Raw genomic sequence first — 20,663 nt, 5'->3', positions numbered from 1 at the left:
TAAGCCTTAGCGCATATCGCGTTCGACACCAGACAGACTCGCCTGGAAAGCCTCACGCGCAAACTGGCGCTCCATGTAATCAAGCAACGGCTTGGCCGGCCGTGGCAGTTCAATGCCCAGGATCGGCAAGCGCCAGAGTATGGGTAATAGGCAGCAATCCACCAAGCTTTGTTCCTCGCTGAGGAAAAAAGGTTTGTCGGCGAACAGCGGCGAAACGCCGGTCAGGCTCTCACGCAATTCCTTGCGCGCCTGCACCCGAACGGCTTCTTTACTGCGTGAATCCAGAATCACATCCACCAGCCCGCACCAGTCACGCTGGATCCGATGGATCAGCAGGCGGCTGTTGGCACGCGCTACCGGGTACACCGGCAACAAAGGGGGATGCGGGTAACGCTCATCCAGGTATTCCATCACCACGGTTGACTCCCACAACGCCAGGTCACGATCGACCAGGGTGGGCAAGCTGCCGTAAGGGTTCACTTCGATCAGTTTCGGCGGATGACGTCCCACCTCCACACTGATGATCTCGGCGCTGACACCCTTCTCTGCGAGCACGATGCGTACTCGGTGGGAATAGTGGTCGGCGGGGTCGGAGTAACAGGCCAACCGGTTGGTCACGCCCATGGCGGTCCTCCTCGCTTGTTGAAATTATCGAAAGCTCAAAAACGAGCGCGCCCAGAGAGCATCTCTGTAGTGCCTGGTTCAACCAGACCGCTACGTGTTCAGAGATGCCGCTGGGCGCGCAAGATTAACAGCAATTGCTTACGGTTGGATCAATGCACATCCTTCCAGTATTCGCGTTTAAGCAGATAGGCGAATACGAAGAAGAAGGCCAGGTACAGCAATACATAGGTACCGATGCGCTGATGTTGCAGTTTGACCGGGTTGGCCGAGTAGGCCAGGAAGGTCACCAGATTCTTGACCTTCTCGTCAAACTGCTCTTCGTTCAGCGTACCGGTCTTGGGCACTATGGTCAGTTGATCACACGCTTCATGCGTCAGAGGCGTGCCGGTCAACGGATCATATTGCTTCTTGCCGTCTTCAACGACCTGAACCTGCTTGCATCCTACCACTTGGCGACCCTGCAGGCCGACCAGAACGTTAGGCATACCGACGTTCGGGAAGACTTTGTTGTTCACCCCCCAAGGGCGCGTCGGGTCTTCGTAGAAGGATTTAAGGTAGCCGTACAGCCAATCGGTACCCCGCACGCGCGCCACCAGGGTCAGGTCAGGCGGTGCGGCACCGAACCAGGCCTTGGCGTCGGCAGGCTGCATGCCGATGTTCATGTGGTCGCCAATCTTGGCGCCGGTGAACACCAGTTTCTCCAGCATCAGCTCATGCGGGATACCGAGGTCATCGGCAACCCGCTCATAGCGCTGGAACTTGGCACTGTGGCAACCCATGCAGTAGTTGGCGAAGGTACGCGCGCCATCTTGCATTGCAGCTTTGTCAGAGACGTCGATATCGACTTTTTCCAGTTCCGGGCCATGCTCGGCCGCGAAGGACAGTAGCGGCAGTGCCGCAAGCATCAAAGCAACGAATAACTTTTTCATCAGCCAGTCACCCTTTCCGGAACCGGTTTGGTCTTCTCGAGCCGGGTGTAGAACGGCATCAGAATGAAGTAGGCGAAGTACAGGAAGGTGCAGACCTGCGACAGCAACGTCAGCGAAGGCGTCGGTGCCTGGACGCCGGTCCAGCCCAGCAGCATGAAGGCGATGCAGAACACCACCAGCCAGATTCGGCTCAACCATCCTTTGTAGCGCATCGACTTGACCGGGCTGCGGTCAAGCCACGGCAGGACGAACAACAGCGCAATCGACGCACCCATGGCAACAACGCCCATGAGCTTGTCTGGAATGGCCCGCAAGATCGCGTAGAACGGCGTGAAGTACCAGACCGGTGCAATGTGCTCAGGCGTCTTGAAGGCGTTGGCCTGTTCGAAGTTAGGCTTCTCGAGGAAATACCCGCCCATCTCCGGGAAAAAGAACACGATCGAGCAGAAGATGAACAAGAACACCACCACGCCGACAATGTCTTTGACGGTGTAGTACGGGTGGAACGGAATGCCGTCCAGCGGGATGCCGTTTTCGTCTTTATGCTTCTTGATGTCGACGCCATCGGGGTTGTTCGACCCCACTTCGTGCAGCGCCAGGATGTGCAGCACCACCAGGCCCAGAATCACGATCGGCAGGGCCACAACGTGCAAGGCGAAGAAGCGGTTCAAGGTGATGCCGGAAATCAGGTAGTCACCCCGAATCCACTGGGTCAGGTCGTTGCCGATGACCGGGATCGCGCCGAACAGCGAGATGATCACCTGAGCGCCCCAGTACGACATCTGACCCCATGGCAGCAGGTAACCCATGAAGGCCTCGGCCATCAGCGCCAGATAGATCAGCATGCCAAACACCCACACCAGCTCGCGGGGTTTTTGGTATGAGCCGTAGAGCAAGCCACGGAACATGTGCATGTAGACCACGATGAAGAATGCCGAGGCGCCGGTGGAGTGAAGCAAACGCAGGATCGAGCCGTACTCGACGTCGCGCATGATCCCTTCAACGGACGCAAAGGCCTCTTCAGCCGAAGGTGTGTAGCTCATCGTCAGCCAGACGCCGGTGACGAGTTGGTTGACCAGCACCAACAGTGCCAGGGAGCCGAAGAAGTAGAAGAAGTTGAAGTTTTTTGGTGCGTAATATTTGCTGAGATGGTCTTCCCACATTTTGGTAGCGGGGAAGCGCGCATCCACCCAATCCATGAACTTGCTCATCAGGCTTTCTCCCCCTCGTCGACGCCAATGACAATGACACTGTCAGTCTCGTAGTGATGTGGCGGAACTGGCAGGTTCAGTGGTGCGGGTTGTGACTTGTAGACGCGGCCGGCCAGGTCGTAATGAGAGCCATGGCAAGGGCAGAAGTAACCGCCCACCCAGTCTTTGCCCAGGTCGGCAGGAGCAACTTCAGGGCGGAAGGTAGGCGAGCAGCCGAGGTGGGTGCAGATACCGATCAGCAGCAGAATCTCTGGCTTGATCGAACGGATTTCCTTATCGACGTAGGCGGGTTGGTCGGAATTCTTCGAGTCGGGATCAGACAGCTGACCTTCGATTTTTTTCAGATTCCCCAGGATTTCCTCAGTACGACGAACGATGAAGACCGGCTGACCGCGCCACTCAGCAATCATCTGCTGGCCTGGGTCGATCTTGCTGACATTCACCTTCACCGGTGCACCTGCGGCTTTCGCCTTGGCACTGGGAAACCATGACCCCACGAACGGGACCGCAGCCCCCACCGCTCCTGCAGCACCCACCACGGATGTGGCTGCTACCAAGAAGCGACGCCGGCCTGCATTCACGCCGTCATTGCTCATTCAGTCCTCTCCCATCAGCTTTTTGGCCTGTTAAATCAGGCGTCTACTAAGTGTTGAATCTTTACTTATAAAAATTTTGCCGAATGGTAATGAAAAGCCCCACGTATGACAAGGGAATTGCCCGGGGCTCCCTCTCCAGGCCTTGTAGTATAGGGGGTCTACGGATGTGGCAAGTTGTCACGGCGAAATTTGTGCATAAATCGCAGGCAATAAAAAACGCCCAGCTCCGTGAGGAGTTGGGCGTTTTTGTGGAACGTAAAGCGAATTAACGCTTCGAGTACTGCGGACGCTTACGCGCTTTACGCAGACCGACTTTCTTACGTTCAACTTCACGAGCATCGCGAGTTACGAAGCCAGCTTTGCGCAGTGCGCCACGCAGGGTTTCGTCGTACTGCATCAGAGCGCGAGTGATACCGTGGCGGATTGCGCCAGCTTGACCACTTACACCGCCACCGATAACGGTGACGTAGATGTCGAACTTTTCAACAGTCTCGGTCAGTTCCAGCGGCTGACGAACTACCATGCGGGCAGTTTCGCGACCGAAGAAGTTGTCCAGAGTGCGGTTGTTGATCGAGATGTTACCAGTGCCCGGACGCAGGAAAACGCGTGCGGTTGCGGTTTTGCGACGGCCAGTGCCGTAATTTTGAGTCGCCGACATAATGAACTATTCCGTTAAAACTTCAGTTCTTGGGGCTGCTGAGCAGCATGAGGGTGTACAGCGCCCGCATAGACTTTCAGCTTGCGAAACATATCGCGACCCAGTGGGCCCTTCGGCAGCATGCCTTTGACCGCGATTTCGATCGGGGCTTCAGGCTTCTTGGAAATCAGGCCTTCAAAGTTCGAAGACTTGATACCGCCTGGGAAACCGGAGTGACGGTAGTACATTTTGTCTTGCGCTTTGTTGCCGGTAACACGTACCTGCTCAGCGTTGATGATCACGATGTAGTCACCGGTGTCAACGTGAGGGGTGTACTCAGGCTTGTGCTTGCCACGCAGACGGCTGGCGACTTCAGTGGCCAGACGACCCAGGGTCTGACCAGCGGCGTCGACGACAAACCAGTCGCGCTGAACTGTTTCCGGTTTTGCAGTAAAAGTTGTCATTCTTTAATAGCCTCAGGGGCCGCCCTGTAAATTAGACGGCGGATCTTACTGAATAGTGCGTACTTTGACAAGTCAAAGGCAGCCGGATACAGACGCTATCGGGGGCTCGGGTCGGCGCGTCCGTTCAACGGCAAGATTCTTCGGCAGGCGGCGCATCACTTCCACTGCAGAAAGAGGTGGGCAATTATGCAGATTGCGAAAAAAAATTCAACCTGCTTTTATGATTGTTTTCCCCGAAGGAGTACCCGATGGATTATCGACAGCTGGGCCGAACCGATCTGAACGTAAGCGCGATAGCCTTGGGCACCATGACCTGGGGTGAGCAGAACAGCGAGGCAGAGGCCTTCGCGCAGATCGAACGGGCCAAGGCCGCGGGGATCAACTTCCTCGACACGGCGGAAATGTACCCGGTGCCGCCCAAGGCCGACACCTATGCCACCACCGAGCGTTACATCGGTAATTACTTCAAAAGCCGCGGCGACCGTGCCGACTGGATCCTCGCCAGCAAGATCGCCGGCCCCGGCAACACCATCGACTACATCCGCGATGGCCACCTGCGCCACAACCGCAAGCACATTGTCGAAGCACTGGACGCCAGCCTCAAGCGCCTGCAAACCGACTGGATCGACCTCTACCAGCTGCACTGGCCGGAACGCAGCACCAACTTCTTCGGCCAGTTGAGCTACAAGCACAAGGACGAAGACGACCTCACCCCGCTGGAAGAAACCCTCGAAGCACTGGACGAGCAGGTAAAAGCCGGCAAGATCCGCCACATCGGCCTGTCCAACGAAACCCCGTGGGGCACCATGAAGTTCCTCGCCCTGGCCGAGGCCCGCGGCTGGACCCGCGCGGTGTCGATCCAGAACCCTTACAACCTGCTCAACCGCAGCTTTGAAGTGGGCCTGGCGGAAGTGGCGATTCGTGAACAGTGCGGGCTGCTGGCGTATTCGCCCCTGGCGTTCGGCATGCTCAGCGGAAAGTACGAGAACGGCGCACGCCCGGCCAAGGCACGCCTGACCGAATACAGCCGTTTCAGTCGCTACTTCAACCCGCAGTCCGAAGCCGCGTGCAGCCGTTATGTGGCGCTGGCGCGTGAACACGGCCTGGACCCGGCGCAGATGGCCTTGGCGTTCGTGACGCAACAGCCGTTTGTGACCAGCAACATCATTGGTGCGACGTCTTTGGAGCAGCTGGATAGCAACATGGCCAGCGCTGACCTGACGCTGTCCAAAGAGGTATTGGAAGGGATCGAAGCGATTCAGAAGGATCATCCGAACCCTGCGCCTTGATTGATCCCTTGTGACGAGGGGGCTTGCCCCCGTTGGGCTGCGCAGCGGCCCCAAGCAAGACCGCCTGATTCTTTCAGTAAGATTGAGGTGTGAGGTTTGGGGCTGCTGCGCAGCCCAACACGGGGCAAGCCCGCTCGCCACAACAGCCCTTACCCCCCAGGATCAAAGCGCTCGCGCAATAATCTCCTTCATGATTTCGTTAGTCCCCGCATAAATCCGCTGCACCCGCGCATCCGCCCAGGCCCGTGCGATCGGGTATTCCCACATGAAGCCGTAGCCGCCGTGCAACTGCACACACTCGTCGAGCACCTTGCATTGCAGGTCCGTGGCCCAGTACTTGGCCATCGCTGCGGTAGGCACGTCGAGCTTGCCTTCCAGGTGCAACGCCATGCACTGGTCGACAAACACGCGACCGATCTGAATCTCCGTCGCCATCTCCGCCAACTTGAACCGAGTGTTCTGGAAATCGGCAATCGCCTTGCCGAACGCCTTGCGCTCGCGCGTGTATTCCAATGTCCACTGCAGCGCCGCCTCCGCCGATGAGAGCGCACCAATCGCCACGGTCAAACGCTCCTGCGGCAACTCCTGCATCAAATAGGCGAAGCCCATGCCCGCCTGCCCCAGCAGGTTGCCCTTGGGCACGCGCACGTCCTGGAAAAACAGCTCCGAGGTGTCCTGGGCCTTCATGCCTACCTTCTCCAGGCGCTTGCCCTTGTCGAAGCCCGGCGTGTCGGCTTCCACCACAAACAGGCTGGTGCCCTTGGCGCCGGCCTTGGGATCGGTCTTGGCCACGACGATCACCAGCTCGGCGAGAAAGCCATTGGTGATGAAGGTCTTTGAGCCATTGATCACGTACTCATCGCCGTCCAGCACCGCAGTGGTCTTCACGCCCTGCAAGTCGGAACCCGCCCCTGGCTCGGTCATGGCGATGGCCGTCACCATTTCACCGCAAATCAATTTGGGCAGGTATTTCTGTTTCAGCGCCTCACTGCCGTAATGCAGGATGTACGGCGCGACGATGTCTGAATGCAGCGAGAAACCGATGCCCGTCAAACCCAGGCGGCTGACCTCTTCGATCACCACCGCGCTGTAGAGAAAGTCGGCGCCCAGGCCGCCATACGCTTCCGGCAAATGGGAGCAGAGCATCCCCGCCTCCCCCGCCTTGCTCCACAACGCACGGTCGATATAGCCCTGTTTCTCCCATTGCCCATGGAACGGCGCGGCGTGTTTTTCAAGGAAGGTGCGCACGCTCTCGCGAAAGAGCTCGTGCTCCGAGCTGAACAAGGTTCTGGGGATCATGGGTCACCTGCGTGGATTGTCGGACAAAGACCAGACCACAAAGCCTATGCCGCGAAGCCGTCACGGGACACTGGACACATGCGACAAAAAATAAGACGATCCAGCCGTCTGGTGACCACTTTCCCCTATAAGAATAAATGAAATTATGTCTAACCAAATCTCCACGCCCCTGCGGCGCGTCAGCATTTTGGCCATTGATCGGGTATTCGCTTCCACCCTCATGCAAGCCAAGGATTTCTTCCATCTGGCCAGCCTGCGTTATGGCAAACAACAAGGCCTGGGCCTGACCCCGGCGTTTGAAACGCGTCTGGTCAGCCCCGACGGGCAATCGGTGCGCAGCTTCAGTGATGTGATCATGCCGGTGGACGGCGGCCTGGAAGACGCCGACATCATCGTGCTACCGGCCTTCTGGGACGACTTCGACGCGCTGTGCACCCGCTACCCGCAAGTACTGCCCTGGCTGCGCCAGCAACACGCCCGCGGCGCTGTACTCTGCGGTGAGGCCACCGGTGTGTTCTGGCTGGCCGAGGCCGGATTGCTGGATGGCAAGGAAGCGACCACTTACTGGCGTTTCTTCAATGCCTTCAGCGAACGCTTCCCCAAGGTGCAGCTCAACCAGGACAAGCACCTGACCGACGCCGACAACGTGTATTGCGCCGGCGGCACCACCTCGGCGTGCGACCTTTATATCTACCTGATCGAACGCTTCTGCGGCGCCAACATCGCCCAGGCCGTGGCCCGCGACATCCTCTACGAAGTGCAACGCAGCTACGCACCGGGCCGCATTGGTTTTGGTGGGCAAAAGCTGCACCAGGACGTGATCATCCTGCAGATCCAGCACTGGCTCGAAGAGCACTTTGCCGACAAGTTCCGCTTCGAAGACGTCGCTCGGGAACACGGCATGAGCATCCGTAACTTCATGCGCCGTTTCCAGACCGCTACCGGCGACAAGCCGCTGCATTACCTGCAACGCCTGCGCATCGAGACCGCCAAAGGCTTGCTCTCGGGCAGCCGCAAAAGCATCAAGACCATCAGCTATGAGGTGGGTTACGACGATGCGAGTTTCTTTGCGCGGCTGTTCCGCCAGCACACCGAGCTGTCGCCGAACCAATACCGGCAGCAGTTCCAGCAAGCCGCTTAAGCAGGGTCAAACACCGTAAAAAAAGTGGGAGGGGGCTTGCCCCCGATAGCGGTAGCTCAGTCAGTACACCTGGCCTGAAACACCGCTATCGGGGGCAAGCCCCCTCCCACCATTTATGCGTGTCGCTTTTAGGGTTTGTGCCCGCGCGACAGGAACTCGTGGGACTGCATTTCCAGCAAGCGGCTCAGCGTGCGCTGGAACTCAAAGTTCAAGCGACCGCCAGTGTACAGGTCCTTGAGCTCGACTTCGGCCGAGATGATCAGCTTGACGTTGCGGTCGTAGAACTCGTCGACCATGTTGATAAACCGGCGCGCGATGTCGTCGGTGGTGACGCTCATCTGTTCCACGCCGCTCAGGATCACCGCGTGGAAAATCTTGCCCAGTTCGATGTAGTCGTTCTGACTGCGTGGGCCGTCGCACAGCTGGCGGAACTCGAACCAGGCCACGTCATCGCAGGTGCGCAGCGCGATGATTTCGCGGTTCTCGATCATCAGCTTGTCGTTTTCGACCGCCTTGGTGCATTCCGGCGTGAGCGCGCGGAAGCTTTTTTTCAGGCTGTCGAGCGCGGCATCGTTCAGCGGGTAGTGGTAAAGCTCCGCTTGCTCAAGGTGACGCAGGCGATAGTCGACGCCGCTGTCGACGTTGACGATCTCGGTGTTCTGCTTGATCAGCGCGATGGCCGGCAGGAAGCGCGCGCGTTGCAGACCGTCCTTGTACAAGCCGTCGGGCACGATGTTCGAGGTCGCAACCAGGGTCACGCCGTTCTTGAACAGCTCTTCCATCAGGGTGCCGAGGATCATGGCATCGGTGATGTCGGAGACGAAGAATTCGTCGAAACAAATCACCCGCGCCTCATCGGAGAAACGCTTGGCGATGATGGTCAGCGGGTTTTTCTCGCCCGGCAGCGTCTTCATTTCTTCGTGCACGCGCTTCATGAAGCGGTGGAAGTGCGTACGCACCTTTTCCTTGAACGGCAGCGCTTCGAAGAAGGTGTCGACCAGGTAAGTCTTGCCGCGGCCCACGCCACCCCAGAAGTACAAGCCTTTGACCGGCGTATGGTCTTTCTTGCCAAACAGCTTGCTGAACATCCCTGGCTTGTTTTGCGAGGCCGCGACCAGGTCGTCGTACAGGCGCTGCAAATGACGCACCGCATTTTCCTGCGCGGCGTCATGGAAGAATTCAGGGCGTTTCAGATCAGCTTGATATCGTTCTAGGGGCGTCATAATTTCGTTAGCAAGGCAACAAAAACGGGCCGTCACTGTAACGACGGCCCTGGATAATGGCAATCAACCCTTGGTCGGGTTAATCCTCGGTTGGGGTCAACGCAACGCGCAACGCGGCGATGGCTGCATCGCGCGACGCTTCGTCGGCGAACGCGGCACTGTCAGCCACCAGCGCGCCTTCCAGCCATACGCTGAAACTCAGGGCCTCAGTGCGTACATCCAGCGCGTCACCGTTTTGCAGTTGCTTGGTCACAGCACCGGCCGCTTTGCCGTCGGCAAAATTTCGCGACAGCAGCAGTTGCTCGCCGTCGGCCGATAGCAAGCGGAAGCGGAAGCTGCCGTCGTCTTCGCGAAAGCTCACAAAGCGCGCGGCTTTGGCGGCTTTCTTCTTGGCAGCCACCGGCGCGGCGGCCTGATTGACGAACGAGCGCAAGCCAACCGCCTCACGCAGCTCGGCCAGGAACGGCGCCGCCACGGCGCGGGCTTTCTTGGCGCCGATCAGCAACAGGTCTTCCATGTCCGAGGGGCGCGACATCAGGTGGTGATAACGCTCGCGCGCCTCACCCAGTTGGCCGTCGAGCAGTTGGAACAGACGATTCTTCGCCTCGCCCCAGCCCAGGCCTTGCAGCAGTTCGGCACGGAACTCTTCTTCCTGGGCCTTGGTTGCAAACGCCTGGAACAGGGTGAACAGGTGCGAATTGTTCGGGTCTTTGGCTTCGCCAGGCGCACGCGAGTCGGTGACGATCCGCGAGATCGCATCCTTCATGTCCTTGGCGCTGGTGAACAACGGGATGGTGTTGTCGTAGCTTTTGGACATCTTGCGGCCATCCAGGCCCGGCAAGGTGGCGACGCTTTCTTCGATCAACGCCTCGGGCATGGTGAAGAATTCTTTACCGTTGCCAAACAGGTGATTGAAGCGCTGGCCGATGTCGCGGGCCATCTCTACGTGCTGGATCTGGTCGCGGCCGACCGGCACCTTGTGCGCGTTGAACATCAGGATGTCCGCCGCCATCAGCACCGGGTAGCTGTACAAGCCCATGGTGATGCCCGCGTCCGGGTCTTCGCCGGTTTCCACGTTTTTATCCACCGAGGCCTTGTAGGCGTGGGCGCGGTTGAGCAGGCCCTTGGCGGCGACGCAGGTCAGCAGCCAGGTCAGTTCAGGGATTTCCGGGATGTCGGACTGGCGATAGAACGTCACCCGGTTCACATCCAGGCCACCGGCCAGCCAGGTCGCGGCAATTTCCATGCGCGAGCGCTGGATGCGCTGCGGGTCATCGCATTTGATCAGGGCGTGGTAGTCAGCCAGGAAGTAGAAGGAATCGGCATTGGCATCCTGGCTGGCGAGGATCGCCGGGCGGATCGCACCGGCGTAGTTGCCCAGGTGCGGCGTGCCGGTGGTGGTAATGCCGGTGAGGATACGGGTACGAGTCGTCATGGGTAATCGCTTATCAGACTGCTATCAATTCGAGAGACGCGGCAGCACCAGATCCTTGAGATCGGTCAGCTTGCCATGAAAAAAGTGTCCGCATTCTGCCACTTTCAGCAGCTCATGGGGGCGTTTCAGGGCGGCGGACCAGTCGTAGACCAGTTGCGGGTCGACCACTTCATCGGTTTGCGGCTGGATCAACGTCAATGGGCAGCCTTGGGGCAGCACGTCGGTGTCGCGCAAGCGCATCACGGCGGCGGCCACCATGAACAGGTGCGCCAGCTTTTCACCCTTGGCTTCCAGACGGCCGCCGAGGCTGGCAGCCACGTAGCCACCGAAGGAAAACCCGAGCAACGTGATCGGCAGGTCGGGGTGTTTTTCTCGCAGCCAGGTCGCGGCCGCTTCGGCGTCGTCCACCTCACCGGTGGCCATGTCGTGGGTACCGGCGCTGGCACCGACGCCACGGTAATTGAAACGTAAAGTAATCAAACCGGCATCGCGAGCGGTGCGTTGCAGGGTCGAGACAACTTTATTGAGCATGGTCCCGCCCTGCACCGGGTTAGGGTGGCAGATCAGCGCCAGGCCACGTGGCTCGGGGTGATCCAGGTAAAGGGCTTCCAATTGGCCAACCGGGCCATCGATCAAAACGGGGGTTTCACGCATGAGCAAGGAATGAACTCCGTGACCTCACAAAGGGTCGACTCGTCTAGCTAAAAGTCTGTGCATGGCATCATTGCGAGCTTAATCGCGGTATACAGCGCAGGTCCGAGCCGTTAACGTAAAGCAAAGCCGTTTATAGAGGAAGGACTCGTGGAACACTCGCTCTTAGTTTGGTTGTTGCCGACTCTCGCCTTGGTTGCCGGTGTCGCCATTGGATTCCTGGTTGCCCGCCTGCTGCCAAATGCCGCGCCTAACCGCACGCAGCGTCAGCTGGATGACATTCAGGAACGTTTTGACAGTTATCAGAACGAGGTTGTTACCCACTTCAACAGCACCGCGACCCTGGTCAAGAAGCTCACCCAGAGCTACCAGGACGTACAGGATCATCTCGCCGATGGCGCTAACCGCCTGGCCCTCGACGACATCACCCGTCAGCGTCTGCTGGCCGCGCTGCATTCCGATGCACCGCAAGCGCCACGGGAGCGCCTGACGCCTCCGCGGGAAAACCAGGAGCCACCACGGGACTACGCGCCAAAAACGCCGGACGCCCCGGGCATGCTGGATGAGCATTACGGCTTGAAGAAGTAAGTCTTCTCTAAGCAACAAAAAGCCCGGCTGATCGATGATCAGCCGGGCTTTTTGTTGGGCTTCACTTTCCATGACACTGGAGATTCACCGTGGGAGCGGGCTTGCTCGCGAAGGCGGTGGGTGAGTCAGCACATGGCTAACCGACAGACCGTATTCGCGAGCAAGCCCGCGCCCACACTGACCGCACGACCTCAAGCCGGTTGCTGCTCCTGCAACAACCCACCGTCAATGCGTACATGCCGCCCATGGAAGCGCTTGAGGCTGCTGCGATGGCCGACGCTGACGATGCTCAGTCCCGGCAACTCGTCAATCAATGCTTGATACAACGTGGCCTCGTCTTCTTCATCCATCGCCGAGGTGGCTTCATCCATGTACAGCCATTGCGGCGCGAACAACAACGCACGAGCAAACGCCAGACGCTGCTGCTCACCCGGCGAGAGCATGCGTTGCCAGTGATTGGCTTCGTCCAGGCGCGCAACCAGATGCGGCAGGCGGCACGTTTCCAGGACCTGTGCATAACGTTCGTTCGTGTACGCACTGTCGTCTTGTGGATAACTCAACACCGCCTTCAGCGTGCCAATGGGCAAGTAAGGCTTTTGCGGCAGGAACAGGTAACGCGCAGCCGGCAGGCGAATGCTGCCGTGGCCTGCGGGCCAAAGGTGGCCCATTGCGCGCAGCAGCGTACTCTTGCCGCTACCTGAGCGCCCACTGAGCATCACGCGCTGGCCCGGCTCTACAGTCATGTCGGCGTCGGTCAGCAAGTGACGCCCGTCAGCCAAATCCATGCCCAGGTTTTTCACCACCAGGCGCTCGCCCTCGGGGTGCACGTCGATGGCAGGCACACGCTGCTCGTTGTCACTCATGGCCTGATGGAAGCTGAGCAGACGATCGCTGGTCGCGCGCCACGAAGCCAGCTCCGAATACGCGTTGATAAACCAGCTGAAGTTCTCTTGCACGTTGCCGAACGCCGAGTTGATTTGCATCAGCTCGCCCAGCTCGATCTTGCCGGTGAAGTAGCGTGGCGCGGCGACAATGAAGGGAAAGATGATCGCAATCTGGCTGTAGCCAGCGGTGAAAAAGGTCAGGCGCTTGGACACTTTCATGATGTCCCAGAAGTTGTGCCAGACCTTGCCAAAGCGTGCGCTCAGGCGCTGGTTCTCATTCGGCTCGCCGTTGTACAAGGCGATGCTCTCGGCGTTCTCACGCACACGCACCATGGAGAAACGCAGGTCTGCTTCGAAGCGTTGTCGTTGGTTGCTCAGGCCGATCAAACGACGGCCGATCAAGTGGGTCAGCCAGCTACCGACGCCCGCGTAGACCAATGCGCACCAGAACATATAGCCGGGAATGGTGAAGCCAAATACTTCAATGCTGCCCGACACGCCCCACAGGATGATCGAGAACGACACCAGGCTGACCACATTACGCAGCAGGCCCAGACCAAGGCTCAAAGTGCTGGAGGTGAAGTTGTTGAGGTCTTCGGAAATCCGCTGGTCCGGGTTATCGGTGTAACCGCCCTGCTCCAGCTGGTAGTAATTCTTGTTGGCAAGCCAACGAGCGAAATGCTTTTCGGTGAGCCAGGCACGCCAGCGGATCGTCAGCATCTGGGTCAGGTAAAGGCGATAGACCGCGCCGAGAATCGCTACGGCGGCGATCCCGCCGAAATAGCCGATCAACTGCCAGAAGGCGGCGGTGTCCTTCTTTTCCAGCGCGTTGTAGAAGTCTTTATACCAGTGGTTGATCCACACGGAGATCGCCACGCTGAACAGCGACAGGCCAATCACTGCAGCCAGCAACAACCAGGCCTTGCCCTTCTCTTCGCTGCGCCAATAGGGCGTGATCATCGCCCAGGTTCGGCGAAAGAAGTGCCCACGCACCGCGTCGTTGACCGCGGAGTACTCAGCGTTCTGATTCATCGTTCAGGCTCGGTAGGAAAAAGTGACAGGCGTTTGAACCGATCATAGACGATCGGTTCAGGGCTCCGTGCAGCCTGAAGCAGATTGTTCAGACTTTGTTCAGCGCCGTACCGGGCGCTTCTGCAGCTTGCGTTGCAGAGTACGCCGGTGCATGCCCAGGGCGCGGGCAGTGGCGGAGATATTGCCTTCGTGCTCGGTCAGCACACGCTGGATGTGCTCCCACTGCAGACGGTCCACCGACATCGGGTTTTCCGGCACCAGGGTGTCGAGGTCGGCATGCTCGGAGAGCAACGCGGCCAGCACGTCGTCGGCGTCCGCCGGCTTGCACAGATAATTGCAGGCACCGCGCTTGATAGCCTCGACGGCGGTGGCGATGCTCGAGTAACCGGTGAGGATCACCACGCGCATTTCGGGGTCGAGTTCCAGCAACTTGGGCAGCAGCACCAGGCCGGAGTCGCCGTCCATTTTCAGGTCGAGCGCGGCGTAGTCCGGCAAATCGGCCTGGGCGATGGTCAGGCCTTCTTCGGCCGAGCCTGCGGTGCTCACGCGAAAACCACGGCGGCTCATGGCGCGCGCCATCACGCGGGTAAAGGTGGCGTCGTCATCTACCAGCAGCAGGTGCGGCAGTTCTTCGCCTTCGACTTGGATCTCGTCACTCATCGATATCTCCTCGTGCGACACGGGGCAGGCGCAGCTCGGTGAGCGTGCCACCTTCCTCATGACTATAGAGCTTCACTGAGCCGCCCGCGCGGGTCACGCTGGCCTTGCTCAAAAACAGGCCGAGGCCGAAGCCTTTGCCCTTGGTGGTAAAGAAGGGTTTGCCGATCTGCTCGGCAATGGCCAACGGCACGCCCGCGCCGTGGTCACGAATGCTGATGGTCACGTTTTCCGCGTCCCAGTCCAACTGCACGCCCAACCCTTCAGGGCAGGCATCGGCGGCGTTGTTCAGCAGGTTGAGCAACGCCTGCGTCAGGTCTGGCGGCGGTGCCATGCGCGGCACGCTGCCCTGGCCCAGCAGGTTGAAACGGTAACTGGCTTCGGGGCGCATCAGGTGCCAGCGATTCAGGGCTTCGTCGAGCCACTGGGTCACGTCCTGCATCTCCACCGCCAGGCGGCGATTGGCCTCGGCGGCGCGTACCAGTTGCTGCAAGGTCTGCTTGCACTGCTTGACCTGTTCCTGCAACACGCTCAGGTCGTCTTGCAGCGCCGGGTCGTGATGGTCCTGGGTCATTTCCTTGAGCAGTACGCTCATGGTCGCCAGCGGTGTGCCCAACTCATGGGCCGCGCCGGCGGCCTGGGTGGCGACGGCCAGCAACTGCTGGTCACGCAGGCCTTCTTCACGGCGAATGGCGCGCAGTTCTTCCTGACGGCGCAGCTCTTCGGCCATGCGCGCGGCGAAAAACGTGATAACCGCAGCGGACAGCGCAAAGCTCAGCCACATCCCGTAGATCTGCAGATTTTCCCGGGCGATAGGGAAGGTCTTGAGGGGGTAAAACTGCGCCAACAGCAGGGTGTACAGCGTCAGCGCGATGCCCGACAGCACCACCGAATAGCGCCATGGCAACGTCACGGCGGCAATGGTCAGCGGCACCAGGTAGTAAGAAACGAACGGGTTGGTGGAACCACCGGAGAAATAAAGCAACACACTGTGGATGAACAGGTCGCAGGCCAACTGCAGCGCGTATTCCAGCTCTGTCACCGGCCACGTGGTGCGCAGCCGAATGGCGGTGAACACACACAGCACGATGGAAAAACCCAGGGTCACGGCCAACTGCAGCCACGGCAGCGGCAGCAGGTCGAACCAATACGCGAGCCCGACGGAGCCGGCCTGTGCGGCCAGTACCAAGGTACGAATGAACGTCAGGCGCCAGAGGTTCTGGCGGGTGGCGGAAGTCAGTTTTACGGCGGCGAGCATGAGCTCTCCCGGTGAGCGCTGCAGGCGGATCGGCAGGAGTATAAACGAAGCAGACCCGCTGGCACGGCGCGTGTGGCTCTTTGACGCAGGCCGGGCAGATGACCGTTCGTCGGCACTCGGCCACTTGTAGCGAATGTGTAAACCCGAAGAACCCGATAGCACCGTCTACAGTCTTACCGAACACGGCTATCCCAACACGACCATCCCAAGGAGCTTCCATGTCTCGTTTCACTCGCAGCGCAGCTGTCCTCACTCTCAGCGCCAGCGCCCTGGCCAGCCTGCCGGCCATGGCCGCCGATGAACTGCATTACAACCAGATCTCCCTGCGTGCCGAAGTCAGCCAGGAAGTGGCTCGCGACAAGATGATCGTCACCCTTTATACCGAGTCACAAAACACCGACCCGGCCAAGCTCGCCGCCGAAATCACCACCACCCTGAACAAGGCCCTGGGCGAAGCTCGCGAAGTCAAAGGCGTGACCCTGCGCCAGGGCAGCCGCAACAGCTACCCGATCTACGACAACAAGAACCAGAAGATCACCGGCTGGCGCGAGCGTGCCGAACTGCGCCTGGAAAGCGCGGATTTCCCGGCGCTGTCCAAGCTCACCGGCGATTTGCTGAACACCCTGAAAATGGAAAACATGGACTTCGCCATTGCCGACGCCACGCGCAAGTCCAGCGAAGATGCACTGCTTAAAGACGCGGTCGCCGCCTTCAAGGCGCGTGCGCAACTGGCCACCGATGCACTGGGCGGCAAGGGCTACAAGATCGTCAACCTGAACTTCAACACCAATGGCTACCCAATGCCTTACACCCGCAACGGCGGGATGATGATGAAAGCGGCCATGGCGGATTCGGCACCTACCCCGCAAGTGGAAGCCGGCACCAGCCAGGTCAACATGAGCGCAGACGGCGTGATCGAAGTACAGATGCAGTGACCTCTACCTGACAAACCTGAACGGCGGTAACCTCGGTTGCCGCCGTTTTCGTTTGGGCGGCTGTATAGGCCTGCCACTTCAGGAGTTTCCATGGAAAGAACCGCTTTCAAACCGCTACTCCTGGCCGCAAGCCTGCTGGCGTTCATGCCGATGGCCCAGGCGGCCAGCACCCTGGTCTACTGCTCTGAAGCCAGCCCTGCCGGCTTCGACCCCAGTCAGTACACCAGCGGCACCGATTTTGATGCCTCCGCCGAAACCGTGTTCAACCGCTTGACCCAGTTCAAGCGTGGCGGCACCGAAGTCGAACCCGGCCTGGCAACGCGCTGGGAGGTATCCAATGACGGCCTGAGCTACACCTTCCATCTGCGCGATGGCGTCAAGTTCCACACCACCGACTACTTCATCCCTACCCGCGACTTCAACGCGGATGACGTGCTGTTTACCTTCAACCGCCTGCTGGATGCCGACAGCCCATTTCGTAAGGCTTACCCGTCCGAGTCGCCGTACTTCACCGACATGGGGTTGAACACCACGATCAAAAACGTCGAAAAACTCGACGATCACACCGTGCGTTTCAACCTGAATAATGTCGATGCTTCGTTCGTGCAGAACCTGGCCATGAGTTTTGCCTCGGTGCAGTCAGCCGAATACGCCGCCCAGCTGTTGAAAGAGGGCAAGGCTGAAGACATCAACCAGAAACCCGTCGGCACCGGGCCGTTTGTGTTCAAGCGCTACCAGAAAGACTCGCAGATCCGTTACGTCGCCAATAAACAGTATTGGAAACCCGAGGATGTGAAGCTCGACAACCTGGTGTTTGCCATCACTCCGGACGCTGCTTCGCGCTTGCAGAAGCTCAAGGCCGGCGAATGCCAGGTCAGCGGTTACCCACGCCCGGCCGATATCGAAGTGATGAAACAGGACCCTCACCTGCGCGTGCTGCAACAAGCCGGTTTCAACCTGGGCTTTCTTGCTTACAACGTGACTCACCCGCCGCTTGACCAACTCAAAGTGCGCCAGGCCCTGGATATGGCCATCGACAAACCGGCGATTATCAAGGCCGTGTACCAGAGCGCCGGGCAATTGGCGCAGAACGCATTGCCACCCGCACAGTGGTCTTATGACCCCACCATCAAGGACGCTCCCTACGACCCGACCAAGGCGCGGGCGCTACTAAAAGAAGCAGGGGTTGCACCAGGTACCACCATCAATCTTTGGGCGATGACCGTGCAGCGCGCCTCCAATCCAAACGCGCGAATGTCGGCGCAGATGATTCAGCAGGATTGGGAAAAGGTGGGTATCAAAGCCAACATAGTCAGCTACGAATGGGGCGAATACATCAAACGCGCGAAAAATGGCGAACATGACGCGATGATTTACGGCTGGACCGGGGACAACGGCGACCCGGATAACTGGCTCGGCGTGCTCTACAGTTGTGCCGCGGTCAAAGGCAGCAACTACGCCAAATGGTGTAACCCGGCCTACGACAAGCTTGTGCAGCAAGCCAAAGTCAGCAGTGACCGCGACCAGCGCATCAAGTGGTATCAACAGGCACAAAAAATACTTAAGGAACAAGTACCTATAACGCCTATCGCAAACTCGACGGTTTTCCAGCCAATTCGAAAAGAAGTGCAGGACTTCAAGATCAGTCCTTTTGGCCTGACGCCGTTTTATGGTGTCAGTCTAGATAAGTAACAGCTGCGCCCCAACCGAGTGCGCCAGACGCCTCGGTTGGGCTTTTTTGGTGCGTCAAATGCACCGAAAAAACCCTCTATATATATGCATTTATGTACAAACTTTCATAAATGCGACATTCCTGTACGTTCGTACCACTGTTTGGCCCTCACGACGGTTCAGCATCTTGCAATGGGTATGGCCCCTGCATAAGTATCCGCAGGCCGACTCACGAGGTCGCCCTCAACACCAAAAATGACAACAAATCATGAGGCCAACATGCTTAAACACGCAGTCCTTCCGCTTTTAGTTAGCGCTGGCCTTATGGCCGCAGCCCCTTTCGCCCAAGCGGCGACTAACCTGGTGTTCTGCTCCGAAGGGAGCCCGGCCGGTTTTGACCCAGGCCAGTACACCACCGGAACAGACTTCGATGCCTCGGCCGAAACCGTGTTCAACCGCCTGAGCCAATTTGAACGTGGCGGCACCGCCGTTGTTCCTGGCCTGGCCACCAGTTGGGACGTTTCCCCGGATGGCCTGACGTATACCTTCCACCTTCGTGAAGGCGTCAAGTTCCACACCACCCCGTACTTCAAGCCGACTCGTGAATTCAATGCCGATGACGTGCTGTTCACGTTCAATCGCATGATCAACAAGGACGATCCGTTCCGTAAAGCCTATCCAACCGAGTTCCCGTACTTCTCGGACATGGAAATGGACAAGAACATCAAGAACATCGAAAAAGTCGATGACCACACCGTCAAGTTCACCCTTGGCACCGTGGACGCGGCTTTCATCCAGAACCTGGCAATGAGTTTCGCGTCGATCCAGTCGGCCGAATACGCTGCCCAGCTGTTGAAGGAAGGCAAAGCCAGCGACATCAACCAGAAGCCAATCGGCACCGGTCCGTTCGTCTTCAAGAGCTACCAGAAAGACTCCAACATCCGCTTTACCGGCAACAAGGACTACTGGAAGCCTGAAGACGTCAAGGTTGATAACCTGATCTTCTCGATCTCCACTGACGCCTCGGTACGCATTCAAAAACTCAAGAAGAATGAGTGCCAGATCACGGCCTATCCTCGCCCAGCGGACATCAAGCCACTGGAAGCGGACAAGGACATGAAGATGCCGCACCAGGCGGGTTTCAACCTGGGTTATATCGCTTACAACGTCATGCCTGTGCTCAAGGGCCAGACCACGCCAAACCCATTGGCAGACCTGCGGGTTCGCCAGGCGCTGGACATGTCGGTCAACAAGCAGCAGATCATCGACTCCGTGTATCAGGGCGCAGGACAACTGGCCGTCAACGCCATGCCGCCGACCCAATGGTCGTATGACACCACCATCAAAGACGCCAAGTACGACCCGGCCAAAGCCAAGGAACTGCTCAAGGAAGCCGGTATCCAGGAAGGCACCGAGATCACCTTGTGGGCCATGCCGGTTCAGCGTCCGTACAACCCGAACGCCAAACTGATGGCTGAGATGCTGCAGAGCGACTGGAAACAGATCGGCCTGAAGGTCAACATCGTCAGCTACGAGTGGGGCGAGTACATCAAGCGCTCCAAAGGCGGCGAGAACCAGGCGATGATCATCGGCTGGAGCGGTGACAATGGTGACCCGGACAACTGGTTGGGTACCCTCTTTGCCTCCTCGGCCTTGAACGGTAACAACTTCTCCAAGTTCACCAACAAGCAGTATGACGACCTGATCAGTCAGGCCAAGTCGACCACTGATGTGGCCAAGCGCACCGAACTGTACAAGCAGGCGCAACAACTCCTGAAACATGAATTGCCTTACACACCTATCGCGCACTCGACGGTGTATCAACCCATGCGCAACACCGTGCAGGACTTCAAGATCAGCCCGTTTGGCTTGAACTCCTTCTACGGCGTGAGCGTAAGCGGCAAGTAAGGATTAATAACGGCGACGTTTCATAACGTCGCCGTTATTGCATCCGCCTGGACCGTAGGAATCAGACCACCTTTGCAACCGTTACCGTCCTACGGCAACGAACTGCGATAGGTGCGTCTGTTGCCTACAAGGTCAATCCGTTTTGGCGCATTTACTGCGAAGTCTACGGCCCATACCGTCGTACGACAGCAGAGGCACCAATATCGGAAAGGCACCTGCCGTATGTGGGAT

The 20,663-nt window shown here is 58.6% G+C and carries 19 protein-coding genes; 6 read left to right on the top strand and 13 right to left on the bottom strand.

The genetic code is table 11. From position 1 onward, the window contains the following. Nucleotides 1-6 precede the first annotated feature (6 nt). The 6 genes from AACV02_RS00980 to rplM all read right to left on the bottom strand — a co-directional run bounded on the left by AACV02_RS00980 (nt 7) and on the right by rplM (nt 4,461). Nucleotides 7-624, bottom strand: a complete 618-nt coding sequence (locus AACV02_RS00980) for a glutathione S-transferase N-terminal domain-containing protein (RefSeq protein WP_106578651.1) — start codon at nt 622-624, stop codon at nt 7-9. A gap of 149 nt (nt 625-773) precedes the next feature. Then, nucleotides 774-1,553: a cytochrome c1 gene (locus tag AACV02_RS00975; RefSeq protein ID WP_106578650.1), complete on the bottom strand. Its 780-nt coding sequence runs from the start codon at nt 1,551-1,553 to the stop codon at nt 774-776. After that, nucleotides 1,553-2,764: a cytochrome b gene (locus AACV02_RS00970; RefSeq protein ID WP_106578649.1), complete on the bottom strand. Its 1,212-nt coding sequence runs from the start codon at nt 2,762-2,764 to the stop codon at nt 1,553-1,555. Before AACV02_RS00970 ends, AACV02_RS00975 begins: the two co-directional genes overlap by 1 nt. After that, nucleotides 2,764-3,360 carry a ubiquinol-cytochrome c reductase iron-sulfur subunit gene (gene petA / locus AACV02_RS00965; protein WP_003216040.1) on the bottom strand — a complete coding sequence of 199 codons (597 nt, stop codon included), beginning with the start codon at nt 3,358-3,360 and terminating at the stop codon, nt 2,764-2,766. Before petA ends, AACV02_RS00970 begins: the two co-directional genes overlap by 1 nt. Nucleotides 3,361-3,625: 265 nt before the next feature. After that, nucleotides 3,626-4,018 carry a 30S ribosomal protein S9 gene (gene rpsI, locus AACV02_RS00960; protein ID WP_003171743.1) on the bottom strand — a complete coding sequence of 131 codons (393 nt, stop codon included), beginning with the start codon at nt 4,016-4,018 and terminating at the stop codon, nt 3,626-3,628. A gap of 14 nt (nt 4,019-4,032) precedes the next feature. Continuing rightward, complete coding sequence (rplM, locus tag AACV02_RS00955) at nt 4,033-4,461, bottom strand: 50S ribosomal protein L13 (protein WP_003171742.1); 429 nt, start codon at nt 4,459-4,461, stop codon at nt 4,033-4,035. A gap of 248 nt (nt 4,462-4,709) precedes the next feature. Between rplM and AACV02_RS00950 the strand changes: the two genes are divergently transcribed. After that, nucleotides 4,710-5,750, top strand: coding sequence for an NADP(H)-dependent aldo-keto reductase (locus AACV02_RS00950; protein ID WP_119736580.1), 1,041 nt, complete (start codon nt 4,710-4,712; stop codon nt 5,748-5,750). Nucleotides 5,751-5,912: 162 nt separating this feature from the next. On the opposite strand, the gene AACV02_RS00945 is transcribed toward AACV02_RS00950, so the two are convergent. Beyond that, nucleotides 5,913-7,049: an acyl-CoA dehydrogenase family protein gene (locus AACV02_RS00945; protein WP_106578647.1), complete on the bottom strand. Its 1,137-nt coding sequence runs from the start codon at nt 7,047-7,049 to the stop codon at nt 5,913-5,915. A 244-nt stretch (nt 7,050-7,293) separates the two neighbouring features. Here AACV02_RS00945 and AACV02_RS00940 point away from each other — a divergent pair, with 244 nt between their 5' ends. Then, nucleotides 7,294-8,190: a GlxA family transcriptional regulator gene (locus AACV02_RS00940; protein ID WP_177410109.1), complete on the top strand. Its 897-nt coding sequence runs from the start codon at nt 7,294-7,296 to the stop codon at nt 8,188-8,190. Nucleotides 8,191-8,318: 128 nt separating this feature from the next. Here the strand turns inward: AACV02_RS00940 and zapE are convergent, their stop codons facing one another. From zapE to AACV02_RS00925, 3 genes are all read right to left on the bottom strand, one after another. Further along, nucleotides 8,319-9,413 (bottom strand): cell division protein ZapE, encoded by a 1,095-nt coding sequence (zapE, locus tag AACV02_RS00935; protein WP_106578645.1) that lies wholly within the window; start codon nt 9,411-9,413, stop codon nt 8,319-8,321. A gap of 79 nt (nt 9,414-9,492) precedes the next feature. Then, the gene (locus AACV02_RS00930) at nt 9,493-10,848 is read right to left on the bottom strand and encodes a tryptophan--tRNA ligase (protein ID WP_119736578.1); all 1,356 of its coding nucleotides are present in this window, start codon (nt 10,846-10,848) and stop codon (nt 9,493-9,495) included. A 24-nt stretch (nt 10,849-10,872) separates the two neighbouring features. After that, nucleotides 10,873-11,502, bottom strand: a complete 630-nt coding sequence (locus AACV02_RS00925; protein WP_106578643.1) for an alpha/beta hydrolase — start codon at nt 11,500-11,502, stop codon at nt 10,873-10,875. A gap of 147 nt (nt 11,503-11,649) precedes the next feature. On the opposite strand from AACV02_RS00925, the gene AACV02_RS00920 reads away from it, so the two are divergent. Further along, a complete protein-coding gene (locus tag AACV02_RS00920; protein ID WP_106578642.1) occupies nt 11,650-12,087 on the top strand; it encodes a YhcB family protein in 438 nt (145 codons plus the stop codon). A 191-nt stretch (nt 12,088-12,278) separates the two neighbouring features. Here the strand turns inward: AACV02_RS00920 and AACV02_RS00915 are convergent, their stop codons facing one another. The 3 genes from AACV02_RS00915 to AACV02_RS00905 all read right to left on the bottom strand — a co-directional run bounded on the left by AACV02_RS00915 (nt 12,279) and on the right by AACV02_RS00905 (nt 15,918). Then, the gene (locus tag AACV02_RS00915) at nt 12,279-14,003 is read right to left on the bottom strand and encodes an ABC transporter ATP-binding protein/permease (RefSeq protein ID WP_119736576.1); all 1,725 of its coding nucleotides are present in this window, start codon (nt 14,001-14,003) and stop codon (nt 12,279-12,281) included. A gap of 99 nt (nt 14,004-14,102) precedes the next feature. Continuing rightward, entirely contained in the window at nt 14,103-14,663 is a 561-nt protein-coding gene (locus tag AACV02_RS00910) for a response regulator transcription factor (RefSeq protein WP_003171731.1), read from the bottom strand. Beyond that, nucleotides 14,656-15,918 (bottom strand): ATP-binding protein, encoded by a 1,263-nt coding sequence (locus AACV02_RS00905; RefSeq protein WP_106578640.1) that lies wholly within the window; start codon nt 15,916-15,918, stop codon nt 14,656-14,658. Before AACV02_RS00905 ends, AACV02_RS00910 begins: the two co-directional genes overlap by 8 nt. A gap of 218 nt (nt 15,919-16,136) precedes the next feature. Here AACV02_RS00905 and AACV02_RS00900 point away from each other — a divergent pair, with 218 nt between their 5' ends. The 3 genes from AACV02_RS00900 to AACV02_RS00890 all read left to right on the top strand — a co-directional run bounded on the left by AACV02_RS00900 (nt 16,137) and on the right by AACV02_RS00890 (nt 20,432). After that, nucleotides 16,137-16,853, top strand: coding sequence for an SIMPL domain-containing protein (locus AACV02_RS00900; protein WP_119736574.1), 717 nt, complete (start codon nt 16,137-16,139; stop codon nt 16,851-16,853). 90 nt (nt 16,854-16,943) lie between these two features. Next, entirely contained in the window at nt 16,944-18,545 is a 1,602-nt protein-coding gene (locus AACV02_RS00895) for an ABC transporter substrate-binding protein (RefSeq protein WP_119736571.1), read from the top strand. 258 nt (nt 18,546-18,803) lie between these two features. After that, a complete protein-coding gene (locus tag AACV02_RS00890; protein ID WP_119736569.1) occupies nt 18,804-20,432 on the top strand; it encodes an ABC transporter substrate-binding protein in 1,629 nt (542 codons plus the stop codon). The last annotated feature ends 231 nt before the right edge of the window (nt 20,433-20,663 follow it).

The organism is Pseudomonas sp. Larv2_ips (genome assembly GCF_963879675.1).
GTDB lineage: Bacteria > Pseudomonadota > Gammaproteobacteria > Pseudomonadales > Pseudomonadaceae > Aquipseudomonas.
Note: the sequence above shows the minus strand (reverse complement) of the source record. Positions and strands in the feature narration are given on the sequence as shown.

Coding starts and splice junctions, on each gene's coding strand:
- AACV02_RS00980 (WP_106578651.1), bottom strand. CDS start 624: ATGGGCGTGACCAACCGGTTGGCCTGTTACTCCGACCCCGCCGACCAC.
- AACV02_RS00975 (WP_106578650.1), bottom strand. CDS start 1,553: ATGAAAAAGTTATTCGTTGCTTTGATGCTTGCGGCACTGCCGCTACTG.
- AACV02_RS00970 (WP_106578649.1), bottom strand. CDS start 2,764: ATGAGCAAGTTCATGGATTGGGTGGATGCGCGCTTCCCCGCTACCAAA.
- petA (WP_003216040.1), bottom strand. CDS start 3,360: ATGAGCAATGACGGCGTGAATGCAGGCCGGCGTCGCTTCTTGGTAGCA.
- rpsI (WP_003171743.1), bottom strand. CDS start 4,018: ATGTCGGCGACTCAAAATTACGGCACTGGCCGTCGCAAAACCGCAACC.
- rplM (WP_003171742.1), bottom strand. CDS start 4,461: ATGACAACTTTTACTGCAAAACCGGAAACAGTTCAGCGCGACTGGTTT.
- AACV02_RS00950 (WP_119736580.1), top strand. CDS start 4,710: ATGGATTATCGACAGCTGGGCCGAACCGATCTGAACGTAAGCGCGATA.
- AACV02_RS00945 (WP_106578647.1), bottom strand. CDS start 7,049: ATGATCCCCAGAACCTTGTTCAGCTCGGAGCACGAGCTCTTTCGCGAG.
- zapE (WP_106578645.1), bottom strand. CDS start 9,413: ATGACGCCCCTAGAACGATATCAAGCTGATCTGAAACGCCCTGAATTC.
- AACV02_RS00930 (WP_119736578.1), bottom strand. CDS start 10,848: ATGACGACTCGTACCCGTATCCTCACCGGCATTACCACCACCGGCACG.
- AACV02_RS00925 (WP_106578643.1), bottom strand. CDS start 11,502: ATGCGTGAAACCCCCGTTTTGATCGATGGCCCGGTTGGCCAATTGGAA.
- AACV02_RS00915 (WP_119736576.1), bottom strand. CDS start 14,003: ATGAATCAGAACGCTGAGTACTCCGCGGTCAACGACGCGGTGCGTGGG.
- AACV02_RS00910 (WP_003171731.1), bottom strand. CDS start 14,663: ATGAGTGACGAGATCCAAGTCGAAGGCGAAGAACTGCCGCACCTGCTG.
- AACV02_RS00905 (WP_106578640.1), bottom strand. CDS start 15,918: ATGCTCGCCGCCGTAAAACTGACTTCCGCCACCCGCCAGAACCTCTGG.
- AACV02_RS00900 (WP_119736574.1), top strand. CDS start 16,137: ATGTCTCGTTTCACTCGCAGCGCAGCTGTCCTCACTCTCAGCGCCAGC.
- AACV02_RS00895 (WP_119736571.1), top strand. CDS start 16,944: ATGGAAAGAACCGCTTTCAAACCGCTACTCCTGGCCGCAAGCCTGCTG.
- AACV02_RS00890 (WP_119736569.1), top strand. CDS start 18,804: ATGCTTAAACACGCAGTCCTTCCGCTTTTAGTTAGCGCTGGCCTTATG.